The sequence below is a fragment of the Micromonospora wenchangensis genome (genome assembly GCF_002210435.1).
Lineage (GTDB): Bacteria > Actinomycetota > Actinomycetes > Mycobacteriales > Micromonosporaceae > Micromonospora > Micromonospora wenchangensis.
Window position 1 is genome coordinate 59,180 of record NZ_MZMV01000008.1, and the last position, 22,747, is coordinate 81,926.

The window sequence follows — 22,747 nt, forward strand, 5'->3', positions numbered from 1 at the left end:
CATGTTGACCGTTTGACGTGCCACGCGTATCCGGCCCTCGTCAGTTGGCAAGTCGCTTGGTCGACGGTCGGTCAGCCGGCGGTATGGCCACCCCGACCTTGCAAGTCGGTGCGGCTCGGGATGTGGCCATCCATGCTGCTGATCCCGAATTGCCTGTATCGAATTTCCCATGCGACCAGCTTGGACGATCTTTGACAAGAAATGTCGCATAGTTGTCTAACCGTGCTACGGCTGTTGTCGTCGTCACGGCTGCCTGGGATGCTGGAATTGTGACTGAACAAGTCAAAATTATTATCCTGTCAGGGGTGATCGCTGGCGCTATGGGCGTCGTAGCGAACTGGGTACCGCGCCCGGATTGGTTCAAGCAATGGGCGGTTGGGCCTTCGCTCGCCGTCCTGGTGGCGGGAAGTTGCCTCGTTGCTTTCTGTGCTGGTCGCTCCGACGCCCCCGGAGCGGTGGCGATTACCCGGCCGGCGCACAACTCGCAAGTGCCGCAGCGTAATACATTGGAAGGCGTTGTTCAGCGAGATCTACCGCAAGATCACCAGATCTGGTTTGACGTGCACGCCGACGAGGAGCAGCTCTACCACTTCGCTGAAAAGGAATGCTCGGTCATCGATGAGGCGCTCAACTGCCCCGAACTTGTTGTCGGTGAACCAACTGAGCCTCCTGGAAAGCGTTTCGTGGTCACAATCTATGATTGTGACACCCAAGCCGTCGGAAAGCTGTTGGCCTATGCGCGTCGCGTCAAGACTGGCGACACCAAGCAGGACTATGCGGGTCAGCCACGGCCCACGGGTTGCAACGCCATGGCGGCGAACGTTGTCACGAGGAGCTGAAAACACCCGGGCCGGTCGGCGTGTCGACCGGCCCGGACGCGTCGGTCAGCCGGCGGTACGGGCCACCCCGACCGGGCAGCTCAACCCGTTCGGGCCGTGGTTGCAGTAGCCGTTCGGGTTCTTCGTCGGCGCGAGATACTGCTGGTGGTAGTCCTCGGCGAAGAAGTAGTCGCCCAGCGGGGCGATCTCGGTGGTGATCTCACCCTTGCCGGCCCGCGCCACGATCGGCGCGAACGCGTCCCGGGACGCCTGCGCGGTGGCCAGCTGCTCGTCGCTGGTGGTGTAGATCGTCGAGCGGTACTGGCTGCCGACGTCGTTGCCCTGGCGCATGCCCTGGGTCGGGTCGTGGTTCTCCCAGAACACCTTGAGCAGGTCCTCGTAGCTGATCACGGCGGGGTCGTAGACCACCTGGACCACCTCGGCGTGCCCGGTCATCCCCGAACACACCTCCTCGTACGTGGGGTTGGCGGTGTAGCCGCCCGCGTAACCGGCCGAGGTGGTCAGCACCCCCGGCAGGGTCCAGAACAGCCGCTCGGCGCCCCAGAAGCACCCCATGCCGAACACGGCGACCCGGGCGCCCTCCGGGAACGGGCCCTTCAGCGACGACGCCAGCACCTCGTGCCGGTCCCCGATCGGCATCGCGATCGGGCGGCCGGGCAGGGCCTGGTCGGGGCTGATCATCTCGGCCTTCATGCGGCGAAGGAACACGGTGGAACTCCTCTCGTACCTCTCCCCGCATGCAACATCGGCGGGCCTGCCTTCCTTACCCGCTGCGCTGCGCGTCTCGCCCGCCCGGCCCGGCGAATGTCGGCGGGCTCAGCGCAGGGCGGCGGCGACCCGCCCGGCGTAGGAGGCCGCCTCGGCGTCGTCGGCGTAGCGGGTGCGCGGCCAGAAGAAGCCGCGCAGGCCGTCGCCCCTGGTCCTCGGCACCACGTGGGTGTGCAGGTGTGGCACCGACTGGGACACCCGGTTGTTCATCGCCACGAACGTCCCGCCGGCCCCCAGACCGGATTCCACGGCCGCCGCCAGGCGCTGCACCAGGCCGAAGTAGCCGGGCAGGTCGATCGCCGGCAGGTCGGTCAGGGTGACCAGGTGGGCGCGGGGCACCACCAGGACGTGCCCCTTGAACACCGGCCGGGTGTCCAGGAACGCCATACCGTCCGGCTCGTCGGCCACCCGGAACGCCGGCACCTCCCCGGCCACGATCTGACAGAACACACACCCGCTCACCCGCGCAGCCTAGAACCCTCGTACGACAACGGCAGCGGGACGCCTGGGCGCCGGGGTGGTCCCGCTGGCTCGGCCAATGGGTTGCGCACTCTTCTGAAAAAGTTCAGAATTTTCTCGTGGTGACTACCCGGGAAGTGCAGTGGAGTGAGTTGCAGCGCGATCCCAAGAGCGTGGCGGCGCTTGCAGATGCCGGCGACGTGCGGGTGCGACGTCGTGACGGAGCTGCCTTGCTGTTGACCAGGGAGGACCGCGTTCTCGCGGCGGGTGAGGGGGCGGTGGCGGCGGCCAGAACCCTCCGGAACGCGCTCGCCCATCTCCCGAGCGAGGTGGCCGTCGAGGCTCTTGCGGAGGAGTTCCCGTGGATCGAGTTGCTTCCTCCAGCGGATCGCCCGCAGTTCGTGTCCGATTTCGTCAATGCCGCCAGGATCTCGGCAGATCTCGGGCAGTGGTCGGTCCTGGCCCAGACGATCCGGGAGTGGAAGGCCACTGCCGCCGTCTACACCGATCCGGCGCTGGTCCACGAGCTGACCGCCCCACTGTCGGACGATCACGGGCCGGTTCCCGGCCCGAGGGAGGCGTGACCGTGGCGCCCAAGCGGGGGGAACGGGTCGCGCCGCCCGGCCGTCCCGGCGGCTGGGAAGCCCGTTTCGCCTCGTCCGAGGCGGCCAAGGGGTGGGAGCAGCTCTGTCAGACGGCTCGGGCCAACACCTGGGAAGCCTGGGTGGTGCTCACCGAGCGCCCCGTCGATCCGGAGAACTCCGCCCGTCAGCATCGCTTACGGGGCACCCTCGCCACTCGCCAGGTCGGCGGCAGGACCCTCGCCCAGTGGCAGTACGAGGTCACGGCGGGCGGTCGGATCTGGTACTGCCCCGACCCCGACAAGCGCGTCGTCTGGATCGTGGCAGCCGGGCCGGGCCACCCCAAGCTGACCGACTAGGCCGGGCAGGGCGAGCCTCCCGGTTCGGGTTCCCGGTGACCGGGAGTGCGCGGCGGACTAACGTCTGCGGGATGAGTCACGGCTTCGAGACGCTCGCGATCCATGCCGGCCAGGACCCGGAGGCCCGCACCGGCGCGGTGATCCCCCCGATCTACCAGACCAGCACCTACGCCCAGGACGCCGTCGGCGCGCCCCGGCAGGGCTACGAGTACAGCCGCTCCGGGAACCCCACCCGCGACGCCCTCCAGGAGTGCCTGGCCGCGCTGGAGGGGGGCCGGGTCGGGCTCGCCTTCGCCAGCGGCCTGGCCGCCGAGGACACCCTGCTGCGGACGGTCTGCTCGCCCGGCGACCACGTGGTGATCCCCGACGACGCGTACGGCGGCACGTACCGGCTGTTCGCCCGGGTCGCCGAGCGGTGGGGGCTGACGTACACCCCGGCGAAGGTCTCCGACGTGGACGCGGTCCGGGCGGCGATCCGCCCCGAGACGAGGATCGTCTGGGTGGAGACGCCGACGAACCCGCTGCTCGGCATCGCCGACATCGCCACCCTGGCCGGGGTCGCGCACGAGGCCGGGGCGCTGCTGGCGGTCGACAACACGTTCGCCTCGCCGTATCTCCAGCAGCCGCTCGCGCACGGCGCGGACGTGGTGGTGCACTCCACCACCAAGTACGTCGGCGGGCACTCCGACGTGGTCGGTGGCGCGTTGATCGTCGCCGATCCGACCCTCGGCGACGAGCTGCGCTACCACCAGAACGCGATGGGCGCGATCAACGGCCCGTTCGACGCCTGGCTCACCCTGCGCGGCATCAAGACCCTCGGGGTACGGATGGACCGGCACTGCGACAACGCCGAACGGATCGCCGCCTTCCTCGACGGGCACCCGAAGGTCGCCCAGGTCATCTACCCGGGCCTGCCGTCGCACCCCGGGCACGAGGTGGCCGCCAAGCAGATGCGCCGGTTCGGCGGGATGATCTCCTTCCGGGCCGCCGGCGGCGAGGAACACGCCGTGCAGGTCTGCAACCGGGCCCGGCTGTTCGTCCTCGCCGAGTCGCTCGGCGGGGTGGAGTCGCTGATCGAGCACCCGGGCCGGATGACACACGCAAGTGCCGCCGGCTCGCCGCTTGAAGTTCCCGGCGATCTCGTGCGACTGTCTGTCGGCATCGAGACGGTCGACGACCTGCTCGCCGATCTGGAGCAGGCGCTGGGCTGACCGCGGGCTGGGAAGAGGTGGCCGTGCAGGACATCATGCCGACCTGGGTGGGGGCGACCGCCAAGCAGATCGCCCGGGGCGTACGCCGGGGCGACGTCTCCGCCACCCAGGTCGTCGCCGACCACCTGGACCACGTCGGCCGGGTCGACGGCGCACTCTCCGCGTTCCGGGTGGTCCGGGGCGGCGAGGCGATCACCGAGGCGGAGAAGGTCGACGAGCAGGAGGAGTTGGCGAACCTCCCGCTCGCCGGGGTGCCGGTGGCGGTCAAGGAGAACACCCCGGTCGCCGGCCTGCCCACCTGGAACGGGTCGGTCGCCGCGCGTACCGCGGTGGCGGAGGCCGACCACGAGGTGGTGCGCCGGCTGCGTGGCGCGGGTGCGGTGATCCTCGGGGTGACCCGGATGCCGGAGCTGGGACTCTGGGCGATCACCGACGACGCGACCGCCGTCACCCGCAACCCGTGGGACCTGCGGTACACCCCCGGGGGGTCCTCGGGTGGGGCCGCCGCGGCGGTCGCGGCCGGGCTGGTGCCGATCGCGCACGGCAACGACGGGCTCGGCTCGATCCGCATCCCGGCCGCCTGCTGCGGTCTGGTCGGGCTCAAGCCAGGCCGGGGCGTGGTCCCGTGCCAGCTCGGCGCGGAGGACTGGTTCGGGCTGACCGAGCACGGGATGCTCACCACCACCGTCGCCGACGCCACCGTCGGTTTCCAGGTGCTCGCCGGGCGTCGCCCCGACAAACTCGTCCCGCCGCCCCGGCTGCGGGTCGGCGTGTCACTGCGCTCCCCGGTGCGCGGCGTCGCGCCGGACGCCCCCAACCGGGACGCGGTGGCCGCCGCCGGCCGGCTGCTCGCCGCCGCCGGCCACGACACCGTGCCCGCCGACCCGGTGTACCCGACCGCGCTCGGCCTGCAGGGCATCGCCACCTGGCTCGCCGCCGCCGCGTCCGACGTGCGGGCCGCCGGCATCGACCGGCGCGGCCTGCAACGGCGCAGCCGCCGGCACGTCGCGCTGGGGGAGTGGGCGCAGCGCCGGGGGTACGTGCGGGAGGCCGACCGGGCCGCCTGGCGGGACCGCTCCGTCGGCTTCTTCACCGACCACGGGATCGACCTGCTGCTCACCCCGGCGCTGGCCGGGCCGCCGCCGGAGGCCACCGCCTGGTCCGGCCGCTCCTGGCTGGCGAACATGCGGACCAACATCCGGTACGCCCCGTTCGCCGCCCCGTGGAACGTCGCCGGCCTGCCGTCGATCGTGGTGCCGGTGGGTCGCCGCCCGGACGGCCTGCCGGTCGCCGCGCAACTGGTCGGCCCGCCTGGCTCGGAGCTGCTGCTGCTCGGGGTGGCCGGGCAGTTCGAGATGCAGGCCCCGTGGACCCGGCACGCCCCCGGCTATCCCCGGGTCGACACGCCCTCGCCGGCCGTCGGGCCGAGGGCTGGTGGCACGATCGGGGCATGACGGAACTGGTCGACCTCGCCGACGTACGGGCCGCCCGGGAGCTGCTCGCCGGGGTCACCCGGACCACCCCGCTGGAGCCGTCCCGGCCGTTGAGCGCGGCGCTGGCCGGGCCGGTCTGGCTCAAGTGCGAGAACCTGCAACGCGCCGGCTCGTACAAGGTGCGCGGCGCGTACGTGCGGATCTCCCGGTTGTCACCGCAGGAGCGGGAGCGGGGCGTGGTCGCGGCCAGCGCCGGCAACCACGCCCAGGGGGTGGCGCTCGCCGCCGGCCTGGTCGGCACCCACGCCACCGTCTTCATGCCGGTGAACGCGCCGCTGCCGAAGGTGGCCGCCACCAAGGGGTACGGCGCGCGGATCGAGCTGATCGGCAACACCGTCGACGAGTCGCTGGTGGCCGCGCAGACCTTCGCGGAGCGCACCGGCGCGGTGTTCATCCACCCGTTCGACCATCCGGACGTGATCGCCGGGCAGGGCACCGTCGCACTGGAGATCCTCGAACAGTGCCCCGAGGTCGAGACGATCATCACGGGGGTCGGCGGTGGCGGCCTGATCTCCGGGATGGCGGTGGCCGCGAAGGCGCTGCGGCCCGACGTCCGGATCGTCGGCGTCCAGGCGGCCAGTGCCGCCGCGTTCCCGCCCTCCCTGGCCGCCGGGGAACCCGTCCGGCTGCCGGCGTTCGCCACGATCGCCGACGGCATCGCGGTCGGCCGGCCCGGGGAGATCACCTTCAACCACGTCCGCAAGCTGGTCGACGAGATGGTCACCGTCGCCGAGGAGGACATCTCCCGGGCGCTGCTGATGCTGCTGGAACGGGGCAAGCAGGTGGTCGAGCCGGCCGGGGCGGTCGGGGTGGCCGCGCTGCTCGCCGGGGCGGTGCAGGTACGGACCCCGACGGTGGCGGTGCTCTCCGGCGGCAACATCGACCCGCTGCTGATGATGCGGGTGATCGAGCACGGTCTCGCCGCCGCCGGCCGCTACCTGCGGGTCACCGTCCGCTGCTCGGACCGACCCGGTCAGCTCGCCTCGCTGCTCACCGAGATCGCCGAGCACCGGGCGAACGTGGTCGACGTGGAGCACCAGCGGGCCAACCCGCACCTGCGGCTCGGCGAGGTGGAGGTGGCCCTGTCGGTGGAGACCCGGGGGGTCGAACACTCCGACACGCTGATCAGTGCCCTGCGGGCCAGCGGTTACCAGGTGGTCCTCACGGCCGAGGAATGAGCCCGGCCGGCGTACCGGTGGACGACGCCGCCGGGCCCGGTGGACCCGGCGGCGGCGCGGCTCAGCCGGAGAACGGCTCGAAGCTGACGATTGTCACCTTGATGTCCGCCCCGCTGGGCGCGGTGTAGGTGCACGCCTGACCGGGACGGCCGCCCAGGATCGCCTTGCCGAGCGCCGACTCGGGGCTGTAGACCGTCAACTCGGTGGTGGCGGCGATCTCCCGCGACCCGAGCAGGAACGTCTCGGTGTCGCCCTCGTCGTCGTCGAAGTAGATGGTCACGACCATGCCCGGCGCCACCACGTCGGCGGACGGCGCCTCGCCGACCTGGGCGGTGCGCAGCAGCTCCTTGAGGTAGAGGATGCGGCCCTCGGCCTTGCCCTGCTCCTCGCGGGCGGCGTGGTAGCCACCGTTCTCCCGCAGGTCGCCCTCTTCCCGCCGGGCGTTGATCTCGGCGGCGATGACCGGCCGGTTGGCGATCAGCTCGTCGAGCTCGGCCTGGAGGCGGTCGTGCGCGTCCTGGGACAGCCAGGTGGCGGGCGCCTTGTGGTCATTGGTGGACACAGGCGTACTCCTCGGATGTGCGTGCTGGCTGACAGGTGACTTACCAACCTACCAGTGGCCCGCACTCCCGGGCGTCGTCGATCACCCGGTCGGGGGACGACCAGCGGCCCACCGCGACGCGGGGGGCCGGCCCCGTCGTCGCTCAGCCGGCCGGCCGGCAGCGGACGACCTCGCCGATGAACGGACGTTCGCTGGTGGCGACCCGGTGCCGGGTGGTGACGTGCCGCTGGCCGGGGGCCGCGGTCACGGTGACCTCCTCGTGGCCCACCTCGGCCCCGGCGTGCGAGCGGGCCCGGACCAGGCACACCGCCGCGCCGCCCGCGGGCACCGTCACCCGGAAGTCGACCCGGACGCCGGTGTCGTCGACATCGGCGTAGGTGATCACCTCGGGCTTGTACTCCGGGTCGCCGTAGCGCTGGTAGAGCTGCGTCGAGGCCAGCACCAGACCGGCGATCAGGACCGCCGCCAGCACCCAGCGCAGCAGGGGCCGGCGGCGCTCGGGTTCCCGCCGGCGTCCGTACCGGCCGGGCGGGAACACCGGCGCGGCCGAGGGAACTGTGGCGTGCGTCTCGGTCACCGGCGGGTATCTCCTGGCGTTGTTGTCGGCGGCATCGGCAAGAATGACAGGGTCCATCTTCCCAGCCCGGGGCCGAGCCCGGCCCGGCAGGTCGGCAACCGCGCCGGCAGGTCACCACGGCAGGTCGGGCGAGCGACCCGGAGCGGGCCGCCGACGGGCACAGACGAGGAGCGCCCACGTTGGCAGAGAAGCTGCGTCTCATGGCCGTGCACGCACACCCGGACGACGAGTCCAGCAAGGGCGCCGCCACCATGGCGAAGTACGTCGCCGAGGGGGTGGACGTGCTGGTCGTGACCTGCACCGGCGGTGAGCGGGGCAGCGTGCTCAACCCCAAGCTGGACCGCCCCGAGGTGTGGGCCAACATCGGCGAGATCCGGCGGGCCGAGATGGACGCCGCGCGGGCCGTCCTCGGCGTCGAGCAGGCCTGGCTGGGCTTCGTCGACTCGGGCCTGCCCGAGGGCGACCCGCTGCCGCCGCTGCCCGAGGGGTGTTTCGCCCTCCAGGACGTCGAGGTGGCGGCCGGGCCGCTGGTGAAGCTCATGCGGGAGTTCCGTCCGCACGTCGTCACCACCTACGACGAGGAGGGCGGCTACCCGCACCCCGACCACATCATGTGCCACAAGGTCAGCGTGGCGGCGTTCGACGCGGCCGGCGACCCCGACCGCTACCCGGAGCTGGGCACCCCCTGGCAGCCGTTGAAGCTCTACTACGACATCGGCTTCTCCAAGGGCAAGATCACCGCCCTGCACGAGGGGATGCTGGCCGCCGGCCTCACCTCGCCGTACGACGACTGGCTCAAGCGGTGGGACGAGCGGCCGGACAAGGGCCCCCGGATCACCACCCGGGTCGAGTGCGCCGAATACTTCCCGGTCCGGGACGACGCGCTGCGCGCCCACGCCACCCAGGTCGACCCGGACGGCTTCTGGTTCCACGTGCCGATGGAGTTGCAGCAGCGTGCCTGGCCGACCGAGGATTTCCAGCTCGTCCGCTCGACGGTCGACTCCCCGCTGCCGGAATCCGACCTGTTCGCCGGGGTACGCGAAGCCGGCCATGCCGGCTGACCGGGGTGCGGGGCTACGCTGACACTCCACCGCACATCGGAGAAAACACCATGCTGAACGCTGTCCAGGTGCTCGCGGAGAACAACTTCGGTGACACCCGCACGGGCGGCCTGGCCGGGCCGATGGGCCTCTTCCTCATCGTGCTCCTCGGCACCGCCACCGTCCTGCTCATCCGCAACATGAACTCCCGGCTGCGCCGGCTGCCCGAGCGGTTCCCCCACCAGGGTGGTCCGGTCGGGACCGATTCGTCGGCCACCGGCCCGTCGGACGGGACGACGGGGCAGGAATCACGTACGAACCCGCCCAGCGGCCACCAGCAGCCCTGAGTGGGGTGACCGGAGCGTGAATCACGCCGATCCGGGTCGTCGCCCCCTGTTGCGGCCACCCGGATTGGCTTAGCCTTCCGCCGGGGGACGTAAGTCCCCGAGCCGTGCGCGGGAGGGGGTGCCATGACCGTCGTAGCCGCGTTCGTCCGTCGCGCCGTCGACGGCCCCGCGGACGGAGCCGGGCGGTGACCTCCGGCAGGGCCGGCGCGTCCGACGACGGGTCGACGCCGCCGGAGACTCCGCTGCGGGTGCGCGTCCTCACCCTCGCGGTGACGGTGACCGCCCTGGTGGCGGTGCTGGTCGGCCTGCACCTGCCCACCGCCCTGCCGGCCGACGGGCCGCTCCCGGCCGTCGCCCGGTTCGGCATCGTCGCCGCCGTGTTCGCCCTGGCCCAGCTCGCCCGGCTGCGGTTCCGCACCGCCACCGGCATGGTCAGCATCACCTGGGGCGAGGCCGCCCTGATCGTCTGCCTCTACCTGGCGCCGGCCGGCTGGCTGCCGGCCGCCGCGCTGCTCGGCACCGGCGCGGCCTGGACCGTGATGTCGCTGGCCGCCGACCGACGTCCCCCGGTGGAGCTGGTCCGCATCGCCGCCTCGCTGACGGCGGCCACCGCGCTCGCCGTCGTCGTCGCCACCGCGTTGGGCGAACCGTTCCTGGCCGGACCCACCCCGACGCTCGTGCCCGCCCTCGTCGCCGGTGCGGTCACCTACCTGCTCACCACCGCCGGCCTGGGTGGGGCCACCCTGGCCCTGCGGCACGGGGTGGCGGTCGGCCCGGCACTGCTCGTCGCGCTGCGCGGCAAGGTGCTCATGTTCGTCGGAAACGTGCTGGTCGGGCTAGTCGTGGTGGCGTTGCTGGAGATCGACCCGCGCTGGCTGCTGCTGCTCCCGCCGCTGCTCTGGCTGCTCCAGCAGACCTACCGGCACCGGCTGCGCGCCGACCAGGAACAGCGCACCTGGCGTGCGTTCGCCGAGGCCACCGCCGCCCTCAACCAGCTCGACGAGCGGGGGGTGGCCACCGCCGCGGTGACCGGGGCGCTGGCCCTGTTCGGCGCGGACCTCGTCGAGGTCGACGTGGCCCGGGGCGACGGCCGGTGGCGACGCTACCGGGGTGACTCGTCGGGCCGCGTCCGCGACCGGCAGGCCGGGCCGCCCGCCGGGGCGGCCCCGGACGCCCACGAACTCGTCAGGCCGCTGGCCGTCGGGGACGTCCAGGTCGGGCAGATCCGGGTCCGGTTCCCCGTCTCCGGGCCGCCTGACGACCGGGAACGGGACGCGCTGGCGGCCTACTCCGACGCCCTGGCCGCCGCCCTGCACGACGCGGCCACCCACCGGGAGCTGCGGCTGGTCAGCGCCCGCTCGTCGTACGACGCGGTGCACGACGCGTTGACCGGGCTGGCCAACCGGACGGCCATGCTGAGCAAGGGCGACCAGGCGTTGCGGCAGCTCGCCCATGATCACCCGGTGGCCCTGCTGCTGCTCGACATCGACCAGTTCAAAGAGGTCAACGACACCCTCGGGCACGCCGCCGGTGACCAGTTGCTGCGGCTCACCGGCAACCGGCTGGGCACCCTGGCCCGCCCCGGTGACCTGCTCGCCCGGCTCGGCGGCGACGAGTTCGCGCTGCTGCTGACGTCGGTGCCGGTGATCGGCGACCGGGCCGCCCCGATGGCGTACGCGCTGCGGCAGGCCCGGGAGATCGCCGAGCGGCTGGCCGCACCGACCGAGGTGGCCGGGGTGCGGATGTCGGTGGAGGTCTCGGTGGGGGTGGTGGTGGCCGGGGCGGGCACCGCCGACCTGACCGAGCTGCTGCGTCGGGCCGACATCGCCATGTACCAGGCGAAGGAGGGCGGCGGCAGCGTCGCCGCGTACGACAGCACCCGGGACGCCGCCAGCACCGACCAGTTGGCCCTGCTGGCCGAGCTGCGGGAGGCGTTGCAGGCCGACGACCAACTGGTGCTGGCCCTGCAACCGGCGGTCGACCTGGCCACCGGCGCGCCGACCGGGGTGGAGGCGCTGATCCGCTGGCAGCACCCCCGGCGGGGCTGGCTCGGCCCGTCCGACTTCATCCGCCCGGTGGAGAACAGCGAACAGCTCGGCACCTTCACCCGGTACGTGCTGGACAAGGCGCTGTCGGTGGCCGCCGGGTGGGCCCGGGACGGGCTGGACGTGCCGATCTCGGTGAACCTCTCGGCGCGCAGCCTGCTCGACCCCCGGCTGCCGGCGGAGATCGCCGACGCGCTGCGCCGGCACCAGGTGCCGCCGCACAAGCTGGTCCTGGAGATCACCGAGACGGTGGTGATGAGCGAGCTGGAGGTGATCGACGAGGTGCTGGCGAACCTGCGCAGGATGGGCGTCCAGCTTGCCGTCGACGACTTCGGCACCGGCTTCTCGTCGCTGGCGTTCGTGACCCGGATCGCGGTGGACGAGCTGAAGGTGGACCGCTCCTTCGTGATCCGGATGGCCGACTCGCCGGAGGCGGCGGCGATCGTCCGGGCCACCGTGGGGCTCGCCCACGAGCTGGGGTTGCGGGTGGTCGCCGAGGGGGTGGAGACGGCCGAGCAGCGGGCCGCGCTGGTGGCGTTGGGCTGCACCGCCGCCCAGGGCTACCACTTCTTCAAGCCGATGCCCGCCGACAAGATCGGCGCGGTGCTCGGCTCGCTGCGTGACTCCGCCGAGTCGAACGTCTTCCCGCTGCGCGCCGACGGCGTCTCCTGAGGAGGCCGGTCGGCACCGTCCCCGCCGGCCGTGATCGACCCCTTCGGCGGTGATCGGCCCCTTCGGCCGTGATCGATCCCGCCGGCCCGGGGAGACCCCGGGCGCCTGACCCGCCGGCCGTGATCGACTCAGGGGTGCCGAGGTAGCGGTGTCCCGGTGCCGGGACACCGCTACCTCGGCGACATGGCGCAGAGCCGCCCGGTCAGCCTCGGGAGACCACCTCGCCGACCACGGTCGGCATCGCCGCCCAGTCGGCCGACGCCACGCTGGCGTGGGCGGCGGCGAGCTGGGCGAGGCGGGCGCGGGCGGCCGTGGCGTCGGTGTTGCCCACCGCCGGGGGGACGTTCTGCGCGTCGGTCATCACCAGCAGATAGTGGTTGGTGTCGTACCAGGACGTGTCGATGCCGCCGGTGACGTACGCGCTGGCGTCGCCGTCGAACAGGACGAACCACGGGCGCAGGCTGGTGTCCGCGTACCTGGTGCGCGGGTCGCCGGACTGGGCCCGGTGCACCGCCGGGAACGCCTGCGCCTGACCGAGGGTGCCGGCCGCCGACAGGCCGGCCAGGTGCTGGGCGTACTCGATGTCGGTCCAGAGGGTGTCGGTCGGGTTGCCCTCCTCGACGGTGCCGGGGATCAGCTCCACGATCACCTTCCCGGCGAGCTGCCCCCGGGTCGGCCAGGCGTTCGCGCGGGCGGCGGCGTCCAGGGTGGCGTACCCGCCGCGCAGGTCGGCCGGGCGGAACACCCGGCTGCCGAGCCGGGCGGCGAGCACCGCGTCGAGCTGCACCGGCCCCTGCCCGGTACGGCTGCTGAAGCCGGTCTTCAGCTCCAGCTTGAGCTGGAGCGGCCCGGCGTCGGGGTGGGCGTCGAACCACAGCCGGATGTCGTCCAGGCAGTTCTCCAGGTTCTTGTTGCGGGTGCCGGTGTAGAGCTGCGCGGGGGTGGTGGCGGCGACGCAGTTGTTGTCGTTGCCCAGCGGGTTGGAGTGGCTGACCCGCCACTGCTTGGTGATGATGTCCGGCCAGACGTCCAGTTCGATCAGGCCGGGGCGGGCGTCGAGCGCCTGCGCCAGATAGGTGTACGTCCCACGTTCGTACGCGTTGTGCGTGCCGACCGTGGTGGTCGCCGAGACCCGGGTGCCGGGGTCCACGGCGGCCGAGGCGGGGGCGGCGGTGCTGAACACCGCCGCGACCACCGCGACCGACGTGAGCGCCGACAGGAGACGGGAACCGCGCATGGGTACCTCCTCGCAGGGCGGTGCCGATCACCGCACCCGCACAGATCAAAGACGATGAATGTGAACGAGGGAAGGCCCGGTTTCGGCGGGACGGTTGCCCCGGCGGGTGCGCCCGGGGGTGGATAGGGTCGTCGGGTGAACCGACTCGCCCAGGCCACCTCGCCGTATCTGCTCCAGCACGCCGACAACCCGGTCGACTGGTGGCCGTGGTGCGACGAGGCGTTCGCGGAGGCGAAACGGCGCGACGTCCCGGTGCTCATCTCGGTCGGCTACGCCGCCTGCCACTGGTGCCACGTGATGGCCCACGAGTCGTTCGAGGACGAGACGGTGGGCGCGCTGGTCAACGCCGGCTTCGTGGCGATCAAGGTGGACCGTGAGGAACGGCCCGACGTCGACGCCGTCTACATGACCGCCACCCAGGCGATGACCGGCCAGGGCGGGTGGCCGATGACGGTCTTCGCCACCCCCGACGGCACCCCGTTCTTCTGCGGCACCTACTTCCCGAAGCCCAACTTCGTCCGGCTGCTGGAGTCGGTCGGCACCGCGTGGCGGGAGCAGCGGGAGGCCGTGCTGCGGCAGGGCGCCGCAGTGGTCGAGGCGATCGGCGGTGCCCAGGCCGTCGGCGGCCCCACCGCCCCGCTCACCGCCGGACTGCTCGACGCCGCCGCCGACCAGCTCGCCGCCGAGTACGACGAGACCAACGGCGGCTTCGGCGGCGCACCGAAGTTCCCCCCGCACATGAACCTGCTCTTCCTGCTCCGGCACCACCAACGGACCGGCTCGGCGCGCAGCCTGGAGATCGTCAGGCACACCGCCGAGGCGATGGCCCGGGGCGGCCTGCACGACCAGCTCGCCGGCGGATTCGCCCGCTACTCGGTGGACGCCCACTGGACGGTGCCGCACTTCGAGAAGATGCTCTACGACAACGCCCTGCTGCTGCGGGTCTACACCCAGCTGTGGCGGCTCACCGGCGACCCGCTGGCCCGCCGGGTGGCCCGGGACACCGCCCGGTTCCTCGCCGACGAGCTGCACCGCCCCGGCGGGGGTTTCGCCTCCGCGCTCGACGCCGACACCGACGGGGTGGAGGGCCTCACCTACGTCTGGACCCCGGCGCAGCTCGTCGCGGTGCTCGGCGAGGACGACGGCCGCTTCGCCGCCGACCTGTTCGACGTCACCGAGGTCGGCACCTTCGAACCCCGGCCCGCCGCCGGGACGGACGACGCGGACGCGGCCGGGCACGGCACCGCCGGCACCAGCGTGCTGCGGCTGGCGCGGGACGTCGACGACGCCGACCCGGAGATCCGGGACCGCTGGCGCAGCGTGGTGGGCCGGCTGCTGGCCGCCCGGGACACCCGCCCCCAACCGGCCCGCGACGACAAGGTGGTGGCCGCCTGGAACGGCCTGGCGATCACCGCGCTCGTCGAGTTCCTCCAGGTCGTCGCGATCCGGGTGACCTCCGACGACGAGGATGCCAACCTGATGGACGGGATCGCCATCGTCGCCGACGGGGCGCTGCGGGAGACCGCTGAGCATCTGGCCCGCGTGCACCTGGTCGACGGCCGGCTGCGGCGGGCCTCCCGGGACGGCGTCGTCGGCGAGCCGGCCGGCGTGCTGGAGGACCACGGCTGCGTCGCCGAGGCGTTCTGCGCGCTGCACCAGCTCACCGGCGAGGGGCGCTGGCTGGAACTGGCCGGCGGCCTGCTCGACGTCGCGCTGGCCCGGTTCGCCGCGCCCGACGGCGGGTTCTACGACACCGCCGACGACGCCGAACGGCTGGTCGCCAGGCCGGCCGACCCGACCGACAACGCCACCCCGTCCGGCCGGTCGGCGATCGCGGCGGCGCTGACCGCGTACGCGGCGTTGAGCGGGGAGACCCGCTACCGGGAGGCGGCCGAGGCGGCCCTGTCCACGGTCGCGCCGATCGTCGGCCGGCACGCCCGGTTCACCGGGTACGCAGCCACCACCGGGGAGGCACTGCTGTCCGGGCCGTACGAGATCGCGGTGGTCACCGACGACCCGGCCGGGGACCCGCTGGTCGTCGCCGCGCACCGGCACGCCCCACCCGGGGCGGTGGTGGTCGCCGGCCGGCCCGACCAGCCCGGCGTGCCGCTGCTCGCCGACCGGCCGCTGGTCGACGGGCGGCCCACCGCGTACGTCTGCCGGGGGTTCGTCTGCCAGCGGCCGGTGACCTCGGTCGACGACCTGGTCGCCCAGCTCACCTGAGCAACCGGCCCTGCCCCGGCGGCCGTTCCACCCTGATGATCCACTTGACCCCGGTCCGGCCGGGCGCCGGGCTTCGGGTGGACGACCGGCGGGACCGGGGCCGGCGGGTCCGGCCGGGCTCCGGGCTGTCGGGTGGACGGCCGCCGGCCAGGGACGGGTGGCCCTCGGGTCGGCCGGCGACCCGGCCCGGTTAGGCTGGCGGCGCTATGGACTCCCGTACCGGTCTGCCCGTCGTCGGCATGGTGGGTGGCGGCCAGCTGGCCCGGATGACCCACCAGGCCGCCATCGCCCTTGGCCAGTCACTGCGTGTGCTGGCGCTCGCCCCCGACGACGGTGCCGCGCTCGTCGCCGCCGACGTGCAGTACGGCGACCACACCGACGTCGCCGCGCTGCGCACCTTCGCCAAGGGCTGCGACGTGGTCACCTTCGACCACGAGCACGTCCCGACCGAGCACATCCGCACCCTCGCCGCCGAGGGCGTGAAGCTGTTCCCGCCCGCCGACGCGTTGCTGCACGCCCAGGACAAGCGGGTGATGCGGGAACGGCTCGGCACGCTGGGCGCCCCCAACCCGGCGTGGCGGCCGGTGGACGACCCGGCGGACCTGCTCGCCTTCGGCGCGGAGCACGGCTGGCCGGTGGTGCTCAAGGCGGCCCGGGGCGGCTACGACGGGCGCGGCGTGTGGCTGGTCGACGACGCCGGGCAGGCCGCCGAGCTGGCCGCGACCCTGCTCGCCGGGGGCACCTCGCTGCTCGTGGAGGAGCGGGTGCCGCTGCGCCGGGAGTTGGCGGTGCAGGTGGCCCGCTCGCCGTTCGGGCAGGTCGCCGTCTATCCGGTGGTGGAGACCGTGCAGCGGGACGGGATCTGCGTCGAGGTGCTCGCCCCCGCGCCCGACCTGGCGCAGGAGTCGGCCGTCGCCGCCCAGCAGCTCGCCATCGACCTGGCCACGGCGCTGGGTGTGGTCGGCCTGCTGGCGGTGGAGCTGTTCCAGACCGACACCGGGCTGGTCGTCAACGAGCTGGCGATGCGCCCGCACAACTCCGGGCACTGGACCATCGAGGGGGCCCGGACCTCCCAGTTCGAGCAGCACCTGCGGGCAGTGCTCGACTACCCGATGGGGGACACCTCGCTCGCCGCCCCGGTGGTGGTGATGGCGAACGTGCTCGGCGGCGAGCCGGGCGGGATCTCCCTCGACGAGCGGCTGCACCACCTCTTCGCCGCCGAGCCGGGCGCCCGGGTCCACCTGTACGGCAAGCAGGTCCGGCCCGGCCGCAAGATCGGGCACGTCACGGTGCTCGGCGACGACCTGGACGACGTACGGGCGCGGGCGGCGCGGGCCGCCCGCTGGCTGCGGGAGGGGCACGGGTGAGCACCGTCGGGCTGATCATGGGCAGCGACTCGGACTGGCCGGTGATGAGGGCCGCCGCCGCCACCCTGGACGAGTTCGACGTCCCGTACGAGGTGGCGGTGATCTCCGCGCACCGCACCCCGGTCAAGATGATCGAGTACGGCCGGGACGCCGCCGACCGGGGACTCAAGGTGATCATCGCCGGGGCGGGCGGGGCCGCCGCGCTGCCCGGCATGGTCGCCTCGGTCACCCCGCTGCCGGTGATCGGGGTGCCGGTGCCGCTCAAGCACCTGGACGGGATGGACTCGCTGCTGTCCATCGTGCAGATGCCGGCGGGGATTCCGGTGGCCACCGTGTCGATCGGCAACGCCCGCAACGCCGGCCTGCTCGCGGTCCGCATCCTGGCCGCGACCGACCCGGCCCTGCGCGCCCGGATGACCGCCTTCCAGGCCGACCTGGAGGACCTGGTCGCCGAGAAGGACGCCGCCCTCCGCGCCTCCCTGACCTGACCCCGGGGCGGGACCGCCCGCAAGGCGGGCTGCCCGCGCAATGGGGCCGATGTTGCGGTATCCGGGCGCGTCGTTACCGCATCATCACCTCAAGTGAGTCGATCACCGTGGCCGGCCAGGGCCGCCCCGGCCGGGGCGTGACCGCCCGGTCCGCCCCTGGCCGGGATGCACTCGCCCACGACCACCCGGCCAGGTTGTGCCCCCCCCACGACCACCCGGCCAGTTCGTGCCCGCCCACGACCACCCGGCTCACTCGGCCGGACCACGTCCGACCCTGCCGTGACCCTCCGATTCACCTCATGGAGCGCAGGGCGGTCTGGAGCCGGTCCTGGGCGCGGCGGCGGCGTTCGTTGCTCGCCCCCAGCACCAGCAGGACCAGGCCGACCGGGATGAGCACCAGCCACGGGCCCAGGCTGAACAGGGCGTGCACCGCCGCGATCGCGGTCACCGCCGCACCCACGATGACCGGGGCCTGCTGCCGGCTGGTCGAGCCGTACACCAGCACCGCGACCGCGCCGAGCAGCAGCAGCACCTGGCGCAGCATGCCGGCGTCGGTGGCCAGCACGATCGCCAGCGTCGGCACGAACGCCGCGACCAGCGCCGGGCCGTACGCCACCCAGCTCGACAGGTCGGGGCGGTCGCGCAGTTCGAGGATGCCGACCAGCAGGGCGAGCGCCGCGAACGGCAACGTGTACGCCTCGGGCAGCGCCACGTCGGCGACCCGCATCATGATCCACCAGGCGACGATCTCGCAGGCGACCACCGCCCAGAACAGGATGCGGCGTTCCACCGGTCGCCGCCCCGGCCGGACGGCGGCCACCCCCAGCACGGCACCCCAGGCGGCGAGCAGGGCGGCGATGTGCCGGGGCGAGTCGAACGCCAGCGCCAGGGCGATGAGCGCGGCGGCGTACCCGCTCCACTCGACGGTGGCGGCCTCCCGGTACGCCTCGGGTCGCCGCAGTCGGGGCAGCGTCGCGGCGAACACCTGCAACGCCGCGCCCACCGCGAGCACCCCGAACGCCGACCAGACGGCGGGGAGGCCGGCCACCAGTCCGGCGGTGAGCACGAACAGCTGCGCCATCAGCGAGGCGAACAGCCAGCCCAGGATGCGGGCCCGCCCGGTGGTGCCGAACAGCGCGGCGACCACCCCGACGCCGACCGCGCCACCGAGGGTGAACAGGGTCAGCCCCTCGCTGGCGAGGCTGCCGGCCAGCCCCGCGCCGCCACCGGCCAGCCCGATGACGAAGACCAGCACCCGGGCCAGCCGCAGCGACCGGGCCCGCTCGGCCAGCGGGGGCGGCGGGGTCAACGCCAGCCCCAGCATCGAGATGGTGAAGACGGCGAGGGCGGCCAGGGCGTTCTGCGGCCAGGCCATCCCCAACGCGATCGGCGTGATCAGCAGCGTCACCGCGAGACCGGGCAGCACCACCGGCACCGCCCGGGACCGGCGGCCACCGGACAGGCCGGTGGCGGCCAGCGCGGCGGTGCCGGTGAGCAGCAGCGCGGTCAGCACGTGCGTCGGGTCCACCAGCTCCGGTGGCGGAGTCCGCAACTGCGGCGGCGGCCCCTGCCAGACGTGGGCGAGCATCCGGTGCGGCTCGACCAGCGCCACGAACAGCAGCGGCGCGAGGGAGATCAGGGCCAGCACGGTGGGCACCGCCGCCGCGGCCAGCGCCCCGGCGGCCGGGTCGATCCGCCAGCGTCGCTGTGTGCCGTCGTCGGGGAGCCGGCGCAGCGCACCGTCCAGCAGGACCGCCCAGCGGCGTACCGGCTGGGCGGACCCGACCGGTGGCACGGTCGCCGCCCGGACCAGTTCGGCGAGGACCCCGAGCAGCGCCGCCGCGGCGGCGAACACCCCGGACGGGAGGTCGACGAAGATGGCGGCCACGGCGCTGACGGTCGCCCCACCGGCGACCGCCGCGCTCGCGTACGGCAGATACTGCGGGACCGGCCGGCGGACGGCGGCCACCGCGGCGAGCCCGAAGCTGGACGCGGCCAGCGCGGCGGTCAGCACCACCTGCGCCCCGTGGCCGAACTCGGCGGCGAGCGCGGCCACCGCGCCGGGCAGGGCGAGCAGCGCGGCGGCCGTCGCCAGGCCGCCGATCTGCACCAGGTGCGGCGGCATCCCCTCGGTCTCGACGTCCTCGACCAGTGAGGGCGCCAGGGACCGGGCCATCGCCGCCACGGTCAGGCCGATCAGCGCGATGCCGCCCAGGGCGAGCGCGGTCGTCCACGGGCGCACCAGCCCGGCCCCGGCGGCGTGCAGCGCGACCACCCCGGCCACGGTGGCCCGGGACAGCCCGGCGCGCGGGTCGGCGGAGGCCACCGCGGCGGTGCCGAAGACGGTGGCGACGGTCAGCCCCACCAGGACGGGCGACCACCACGGCAGGTCGAAGGCGGCCGGGACGCCGACGGTGGCCAGCACCACGCCGACCCCGGCCACGTCGTACTTCCACGGGGTGGGGAGCAGGATGGCGGCGGCCAGCGCGAGCAGCGCCAACGCGACGGGGGCCTGCCAGGTCGAGCCGCCGGTCGGCGCGGCCGGCCAACCGGTGAGGTCACCGGCCCAGATCGGACCCGGGGTGGCCAGCACGCCCACCCCGCCGCGCAGCGCCGACCAGCCGGCCAGCACCCCGATCAGCGCGGCACCGGCGGCGATGCCGAGCACCGGCCCACGCCGCCACTCCTCGGGCATCGCCCGCGCGGCGACGGCGACCACCAGCACCAGCACGGCGGCGACCGCGAGCTGCCCGCCGGGCGAGATGACCGCCGTGATCCGGGCCAGGGTGGCGATCAGCGCCGTGGTGACGGCGGCGGCGGCCAGGTCGGCACCGTCGAACGCCAGATCGGAAGGGCGGCGCGCGTCGATCCGGCCGGCGAAGAGCAGCAGCAGGGTGGCGATCAGCACCAGCCCGCCGAGCCAGGCGTCGGCGGCCGTCCGGCCCGGGGCGAAGAAGGCGGCCCCGATCACCGCCAGCGCGCCCAGCCCGGTGCCGACGGCGTGCGGCAGGCTCAGGTGCCGCTGCGACACCTGCATCATCGCCGCGTAGCCGAGGGTGACGCAGACGGCGAGGAAACCCGCCGCGAGGATCGGCACCGTCAGCTCCCGCAGCACCGCCGGGGTGAGCACCGGCCCGGACGGCTCGGTGGCCGCGACGAACGCGGCGACCGCGCCGGGCAGCGCGAACGCCGCGCCGCCGGCCGCCCAGCCGGAGAGGACGTCGGCGGCGGCCGGGGCGATCCGGACCCGGGGCGCGAGCGCCACCAGCACGCCGGCCAGCATCAGCACGGCCAGGGCGGCGGCGGTCAGCGCCGGTCGGCTCAGCGCGGCACCGGCCCCGAGGAACCCGACCACGGTGGCGGCTCCGGCGTGCACCACGGCCGCCCGGGTGGTGCCGGCCCAGAGCCCGGCGACGCCGATCGCGACGGCCGCCAGCACCATCGGCCAGGGTGCCGCCGCCCAGCCCAGACCCAGCGAGGCGGGCACCGCCAGTGCGGTCAGTCCCGCGCCGACCACCGCGAACTCGCGGCGGATCTCCGGCGGCAGGGCGAGCACCGCCGCGATGGTGAGCAGCAGGGCGCTGGCGGCGAGCTGCCCGGCGGACGGACCGGCCGCCGCCGCCACCTCGCCGGGGAACGCGGTCAGGTCGGCCCGCCAGGCGGGCAGCGCCGCCTGGACCGGTGCCAGCCCGGCCCGCAGCGCGCCGCCGGCCACCACCAGGCCGCTGACGGTCAGCGCCGCGGCGGAGGCGAGCTGCGGCCCCCGCCGGGCGGCTTCCGGTACGGCCCGCACGGCCAGCCCGGTCAGCGTGATGACCGCGGCGACCAGCAGCAGCGCCCGGCCGGGAAAGGCCACCGAGGCGACCCGTCCCAGCGCGCCGATCACGGCCAGGGTGAGGATGCCGGCGCCCACGTCGGGCAACGGTGGGCGGCGCAGCAGCAGGGTGCCGGCCAGGCCCACCGCCGCGGCCAGCAGCAGCGCCGCGCCGGCACCGGTGGCCGCCGGTACGGTCTGCGCCCGCAGCAGCGCGGTGACCGCGTACGCCAGGGCGAGGGCCACCGCCACCCCGTGCAGCAGCCAGGTCGTCTGGGGCAGCCACGGCACCGGCCGGGAAGCGCCGCCCGGGGTGGCCGCCGTGCCGTCGAGCACCTCGCCCGACTCCTCCGGCGCCCCCTCCGGCCGGCCGTCCGGGGCGACCCGCTGCCGGGGCGGCCCGGCGGGCCGGTCGGTGGTGGACTCCGGCGGGGCCGGCCGTTCCCGCATGATGCCGGAGCGGACCAGCGCGAGGTCGAGCACGGCCACCACGGTGAGCACCACCGCCCAGCCGGTCGGGCCGCTGATCCATCCGTAGGCGAGCAGCGGCACCACGGGTTGGGCGGCCAGCACCGCCGCGAACCGGGGTGCCCGCAGGCCGGTGCCCAGCGCGTAGGCGAGGGCGACGCCGGTGGTCAGCGCGAAGATCACCCCGGAGAAGACCGCCCCCGACGCGCCGATCCGGTCGACCGCCCACAGCGCGTACCCGGCCAGCGGCACCAGCAGCAGGCCGACCGTGGAGATCGTCTCGGCGGTGGAGGTCAGCCCCCGGCGGGCCAGCACCGGCGGGGCGAGCAGCAGCAGGACGGTGGCGACCAGCAGGATGCCGAGCCGGGCGAGGGCGTCCATCGAGCTGGTCGCGACGGCGGCGAAGACCACCGCGGCCACGGCCAGCACCAGCGCGCCCAGCCCGAGCGGGATGTTCTGCACCTCCCGGGAGGAGGCCTCGGCCGGGTGTTCCGGGTTGTCCGCGCCCAGCCAGGTGGCGGTCCGGTACGGCGGTGGGAGCGGTGGCTCGTCGGGGCCGGCCGGCCCGGCGGGGGTGCCCTGCCGGGGCACCCGGGGCGGTGCCCCGGTGGTGGCGGTGGGCGGTCGCCGGTCCGCCTTGCGGCGCAGCACCCGACGCGGCCGGGTGGCCTGCTTGACGCGTTCCTCACCGGCGTGGGCGAGGATGTCCCGCTGGAACAGGGCGGCCTGCATCTTGGCGGCGATCTGCCGCTGCTCCCGGGCGATCTCGGCGTCGCGGGCCTTCATCTCGGCGATGGAGCGTTCGATCTCGGCCAGGTGTTCGCGCCACTGCGGTTGCTCGGCCCCGCAGTTGGGGCAGCGGGCCGCCGGCTTGATCTGCCGCCCGCACGAGGAGCACTGGAAGCTCTCCACGACATCCCTCCACCCGGCCGGACGCACTGTGGACGCCGCCCCCACGCAGCATGCCCTGAGCGGGCGTGGATTTCGACACCTGCCGCTCCGTTAGGGGTACAAAAAAC

18 protein-coding genes are annotated in these 22,747 nt (G+C 74.0%); 12 read left to right on the plus strand and 6 right to left on the minus strand.

Features of this window, described 5'->3' with window-relative positions; genetic code table 11:
- The first annotated feature begins 269 nt into the window (after positions 1–269).
- Positions 270–839, plus strand: coding sequence for a hypothetical protein (locus B5D80_RS32805; protein WP_144081600.1), 570 nt, complete (start codon positions 270–272; stop codon positions 837–839).
- A 45-nt stretch (positions 840–884) separates the two neighbouring features.
- Here B5D80_RS32805 and msrA read toward each other — a convergent pair whose 3' ends face one another.
- A complete protein-coding gene (gene msrA / locus B5D80_RS06675) occupies positions 885–1,547 on the minus strand; it encodes a peptide-methionine (S)-S-oxide reductase MsrA (protein WP_088642903.1) in 663 nt (220 codons plus the stop codon).
- Between the two features lie 108 nt (positions 1,548–1,655).
- Entirely contained in the window at positions 1,656–2,069 is a 414-nt protein-coding gene (locus B5D80_RS06680; RefSeq protein ID WP_088642904.1) for an HIT family protein, read from the minus strand.
- A gap of 116 nt (positions 2,070–2,185) precedes the next feature.
- Here B5D80_RS06680 and B5D80_RS06685 point away from each other — a divergent pair, with 116 nt between their 5' ends.
- The 5 genes from B5D80_RS06685 (at position 2,186) to ilvA (ending at position 6,888) form a co-directional block, all read left to right on the plus strand.
- The gene (locus tag B5D80_RS06685) at positions 2,186–2,650 is read left to right on the plus strand and encodes a hypothetical protein (protein ID WP_144081601.1); all 465 of its coding nucleotides are present in this window, start codon (positions 2,186–2,188) and stop codon (positions 2,648–2,650) included.
- A gap of 2 nt (positions 2,651–2,652) precedes the next feature.
- Positions 2,653–3,006 (plus strand): hypothetical protein, encoded by a 354-nt coding sequence (locus B5D80_RS06690; protein WP_088642991.1) that lies wholly within the window; start codon positions 2,653–2,655, stop codon positions 3,004–3,006.
- A 71-nt stretch (positions 3,007–3,077) separates the two neighbouring features.
- The gene (locus B5D80_RS06695; RefSeq protein ID WP_088642906.1) at positions 3,078–4,217 is read left to right on the plus strand and encodes a cystathionine gamma-synthase; all 1,140 of its coding nucleotides are present in this window, start codon (positions 3,078–3,080) and stop codon (positions 4,215–4,217) included.
- 17 nt (positions 4,218–4,234) lie between these two features.
- On the plus strand, positions 4,235–5,671 hold the full coding sequence (locus tag B5D80_RS06700) for an amidase (RefSeq protein ID WP_088642907.1): 1,437 nt from the start codon (positions 4,235–4,237) through the stop codon (positions 5,669–5,671).
- On the plus strand, positions 5,668–6,888 hold the full coding sequence (ilvA, locus tag B5D80_RS06705; protein WP_088642908.1) for a threonine ammonia-lyase: 1,221 nt from the start codon (positions 5,668–5,670) through the stop codon (positions 6,886–6,888). The genes B5D80_RS06700 and ilvA overlap by 4 nt, the downstream gene beginning before the upstream one ends.
- 61 nt (positions 6,889–6,949) lie before the next feature.
- Here ilvA and greA read toward each other — a convergent pair whose 3' ends face one another.
- Together greA and B5D80_RS06715 are read right to left on the minus strand one after the other, a co-directional pair.
- Positions 6,950–7,450 (minus strand): transcription elongation factor GreA, encoded by a 501-nt coding sequence (gene greA / locus B5D80_RS06710; protein WP_088642909.1) that lies wholly within the window; start codon positions 7,448–7,450, stop codon positions 6,950–6,952.
- A 142-nt stretch (positions 7,451–7,592) separates the two neighbouring features.
- Positions 7,593–8,027 (minus strand): DUF4307 domain-containing protein, encoded by a 435-nt coding sequence (locus B5D80_RS06715; RefSeq protein WP_088642910.1) that lies wholly within the window; start codon positions 8,025–8,027, stop codon positions 7,593–7,595.
- A 179-nt stretch (positions 8,028–8,206) separates the two neighbouring features.
- Between B5D80_RS06715 and mca the strand changes: the two genes are divergently transcribed.
- The 3 genes from mca to B5D80_RS06730 all read left to right on the plus strand — a co-directional run bounded on the left by mca (position 8,207) and on the right by B5D80_RS06730 (position 12,131).
- Positions 8,207–9,088, plus strand: a complete 882-nt coding sequence (gene mca / locus B5D80_RS06720; protein WP_088642911.1) for a mycothiol conjugate amidase Mca — start codon at positions 8,207–8,209, stop codon at positions 9,086–9,088.
- A gap of 50 nt (positions 9,089–9,138) precedes the next feature.
- Positions 9,139–9,414 carry a hypothetical protein gene (locus B5D80_RS06725; RefSeq protein ID WP_088642912.1) on the plus strand — a complete coding sequence of 92 codons (276 nt, stop codon included), beginning with the start codon at positions 9,139–9,141 and terminating at the stop codon, positions 9,412–9,414.
- 242 nt (positions 9,415–9,656) lie between these two features.
- Complete coding sequence (locus B5D80_RS06730) at positions 9,657–12,131, plus strand: putative bifunctional diguanylate cyclase/phosphodiesterase (RefSeq protein WP_245854302.1); 2,475 nt, start codon at positions 9,657–9,659, stop codon at positions 12,129–12,131.
- A gap of 202 nt (positions 12,132–12,333) precedes the next feature.
- Here the strand turns inward: B5D80_RS06730 and B5D80_RS06735 are convergent, their stop codons facing one another.
- Positions 12,334–13,368 carry a phosphatidylinositol-specific phospholipase C domain-containing protein gene (locus B5D80_RS06735; protein WP_088642914.1) on the minus strand — a complete coding sequence of 345 codons (1,035 nt, stop codon included), beginning with the start codon at positions 13,366–13,368 and terminating at the stop codon, positions 12,334–12,336.
- Between the two features lie 135 nt (positions 13,369–13,503).
- On the opposite strand from B5D80_RS06735, the gene B5D80_RS06740 reads away from it, so the two are divergent.
- The 3 genes from B5D80_RS06740 to purE all read left to right on the plus strand — a co-directional run bounded on the left by B5D80_RS06740 (position 13,504) and on the right by purE (position 17,446).
- The gene (locus B5D80_RS06740; protein ID WP_088642915.1) at positions 13,504–15,591 is read left to right on the plus strand and encodes a thioredoxin domain-containing protein; all 2,088 of its coding nucleotides are present in this window, start codon (positions 13,504–13,506) and stop codon (positions 15,589–15,591) included.
- Positions 15,592–15,797: 206 nt separating this feature from the next.
- Positions 15,798–16,958 (plus strand): 5-(carboxyamino)imidazole ribonucleotide synthase, encoded by a 1,161-nt coding sequence (locus B5D80_RS06745; RefSeq protein WP_088642916.1) that lies wholly within the window; start codon positions 15,798–15,800, stop codon positions 16,956–16,958.
- A complete protein-coding gene (gene purE, locus B5D80_RS06750) occupies positions 16,955–17,446 on the plus strand; it encodes a 5-(carboxyamino)imidazole ribonucleotide mutase (RefSeq protein ID WP_088642917.1) in 492 nt (163 codons plus the stop codon). Before B5D80_RS06745 ends, purE begins: the two co-directional genes overlap by 4 nt.
- A gap of 292 nt (positions 17,447–17,738) precedes the next feature.
- Here the strand turns inward: purE and B5D80_RS06755 are convergent, their stop codons facing one another.
- Positions 17,739–22,640 (minus strand): SCO7613 C-terminal domain-containing membrane protein, encoded by a 4,902-nt coding sequence (locus B5D80_RS06755; RefSeq protein ID WP_088642918.1) that lies wholly within the window; start codon positions 22,638–22,640, stop codon positions 17,739–17,741.
- Positions 22,641–22,747 lie beyond the last annotated feature (107 nt).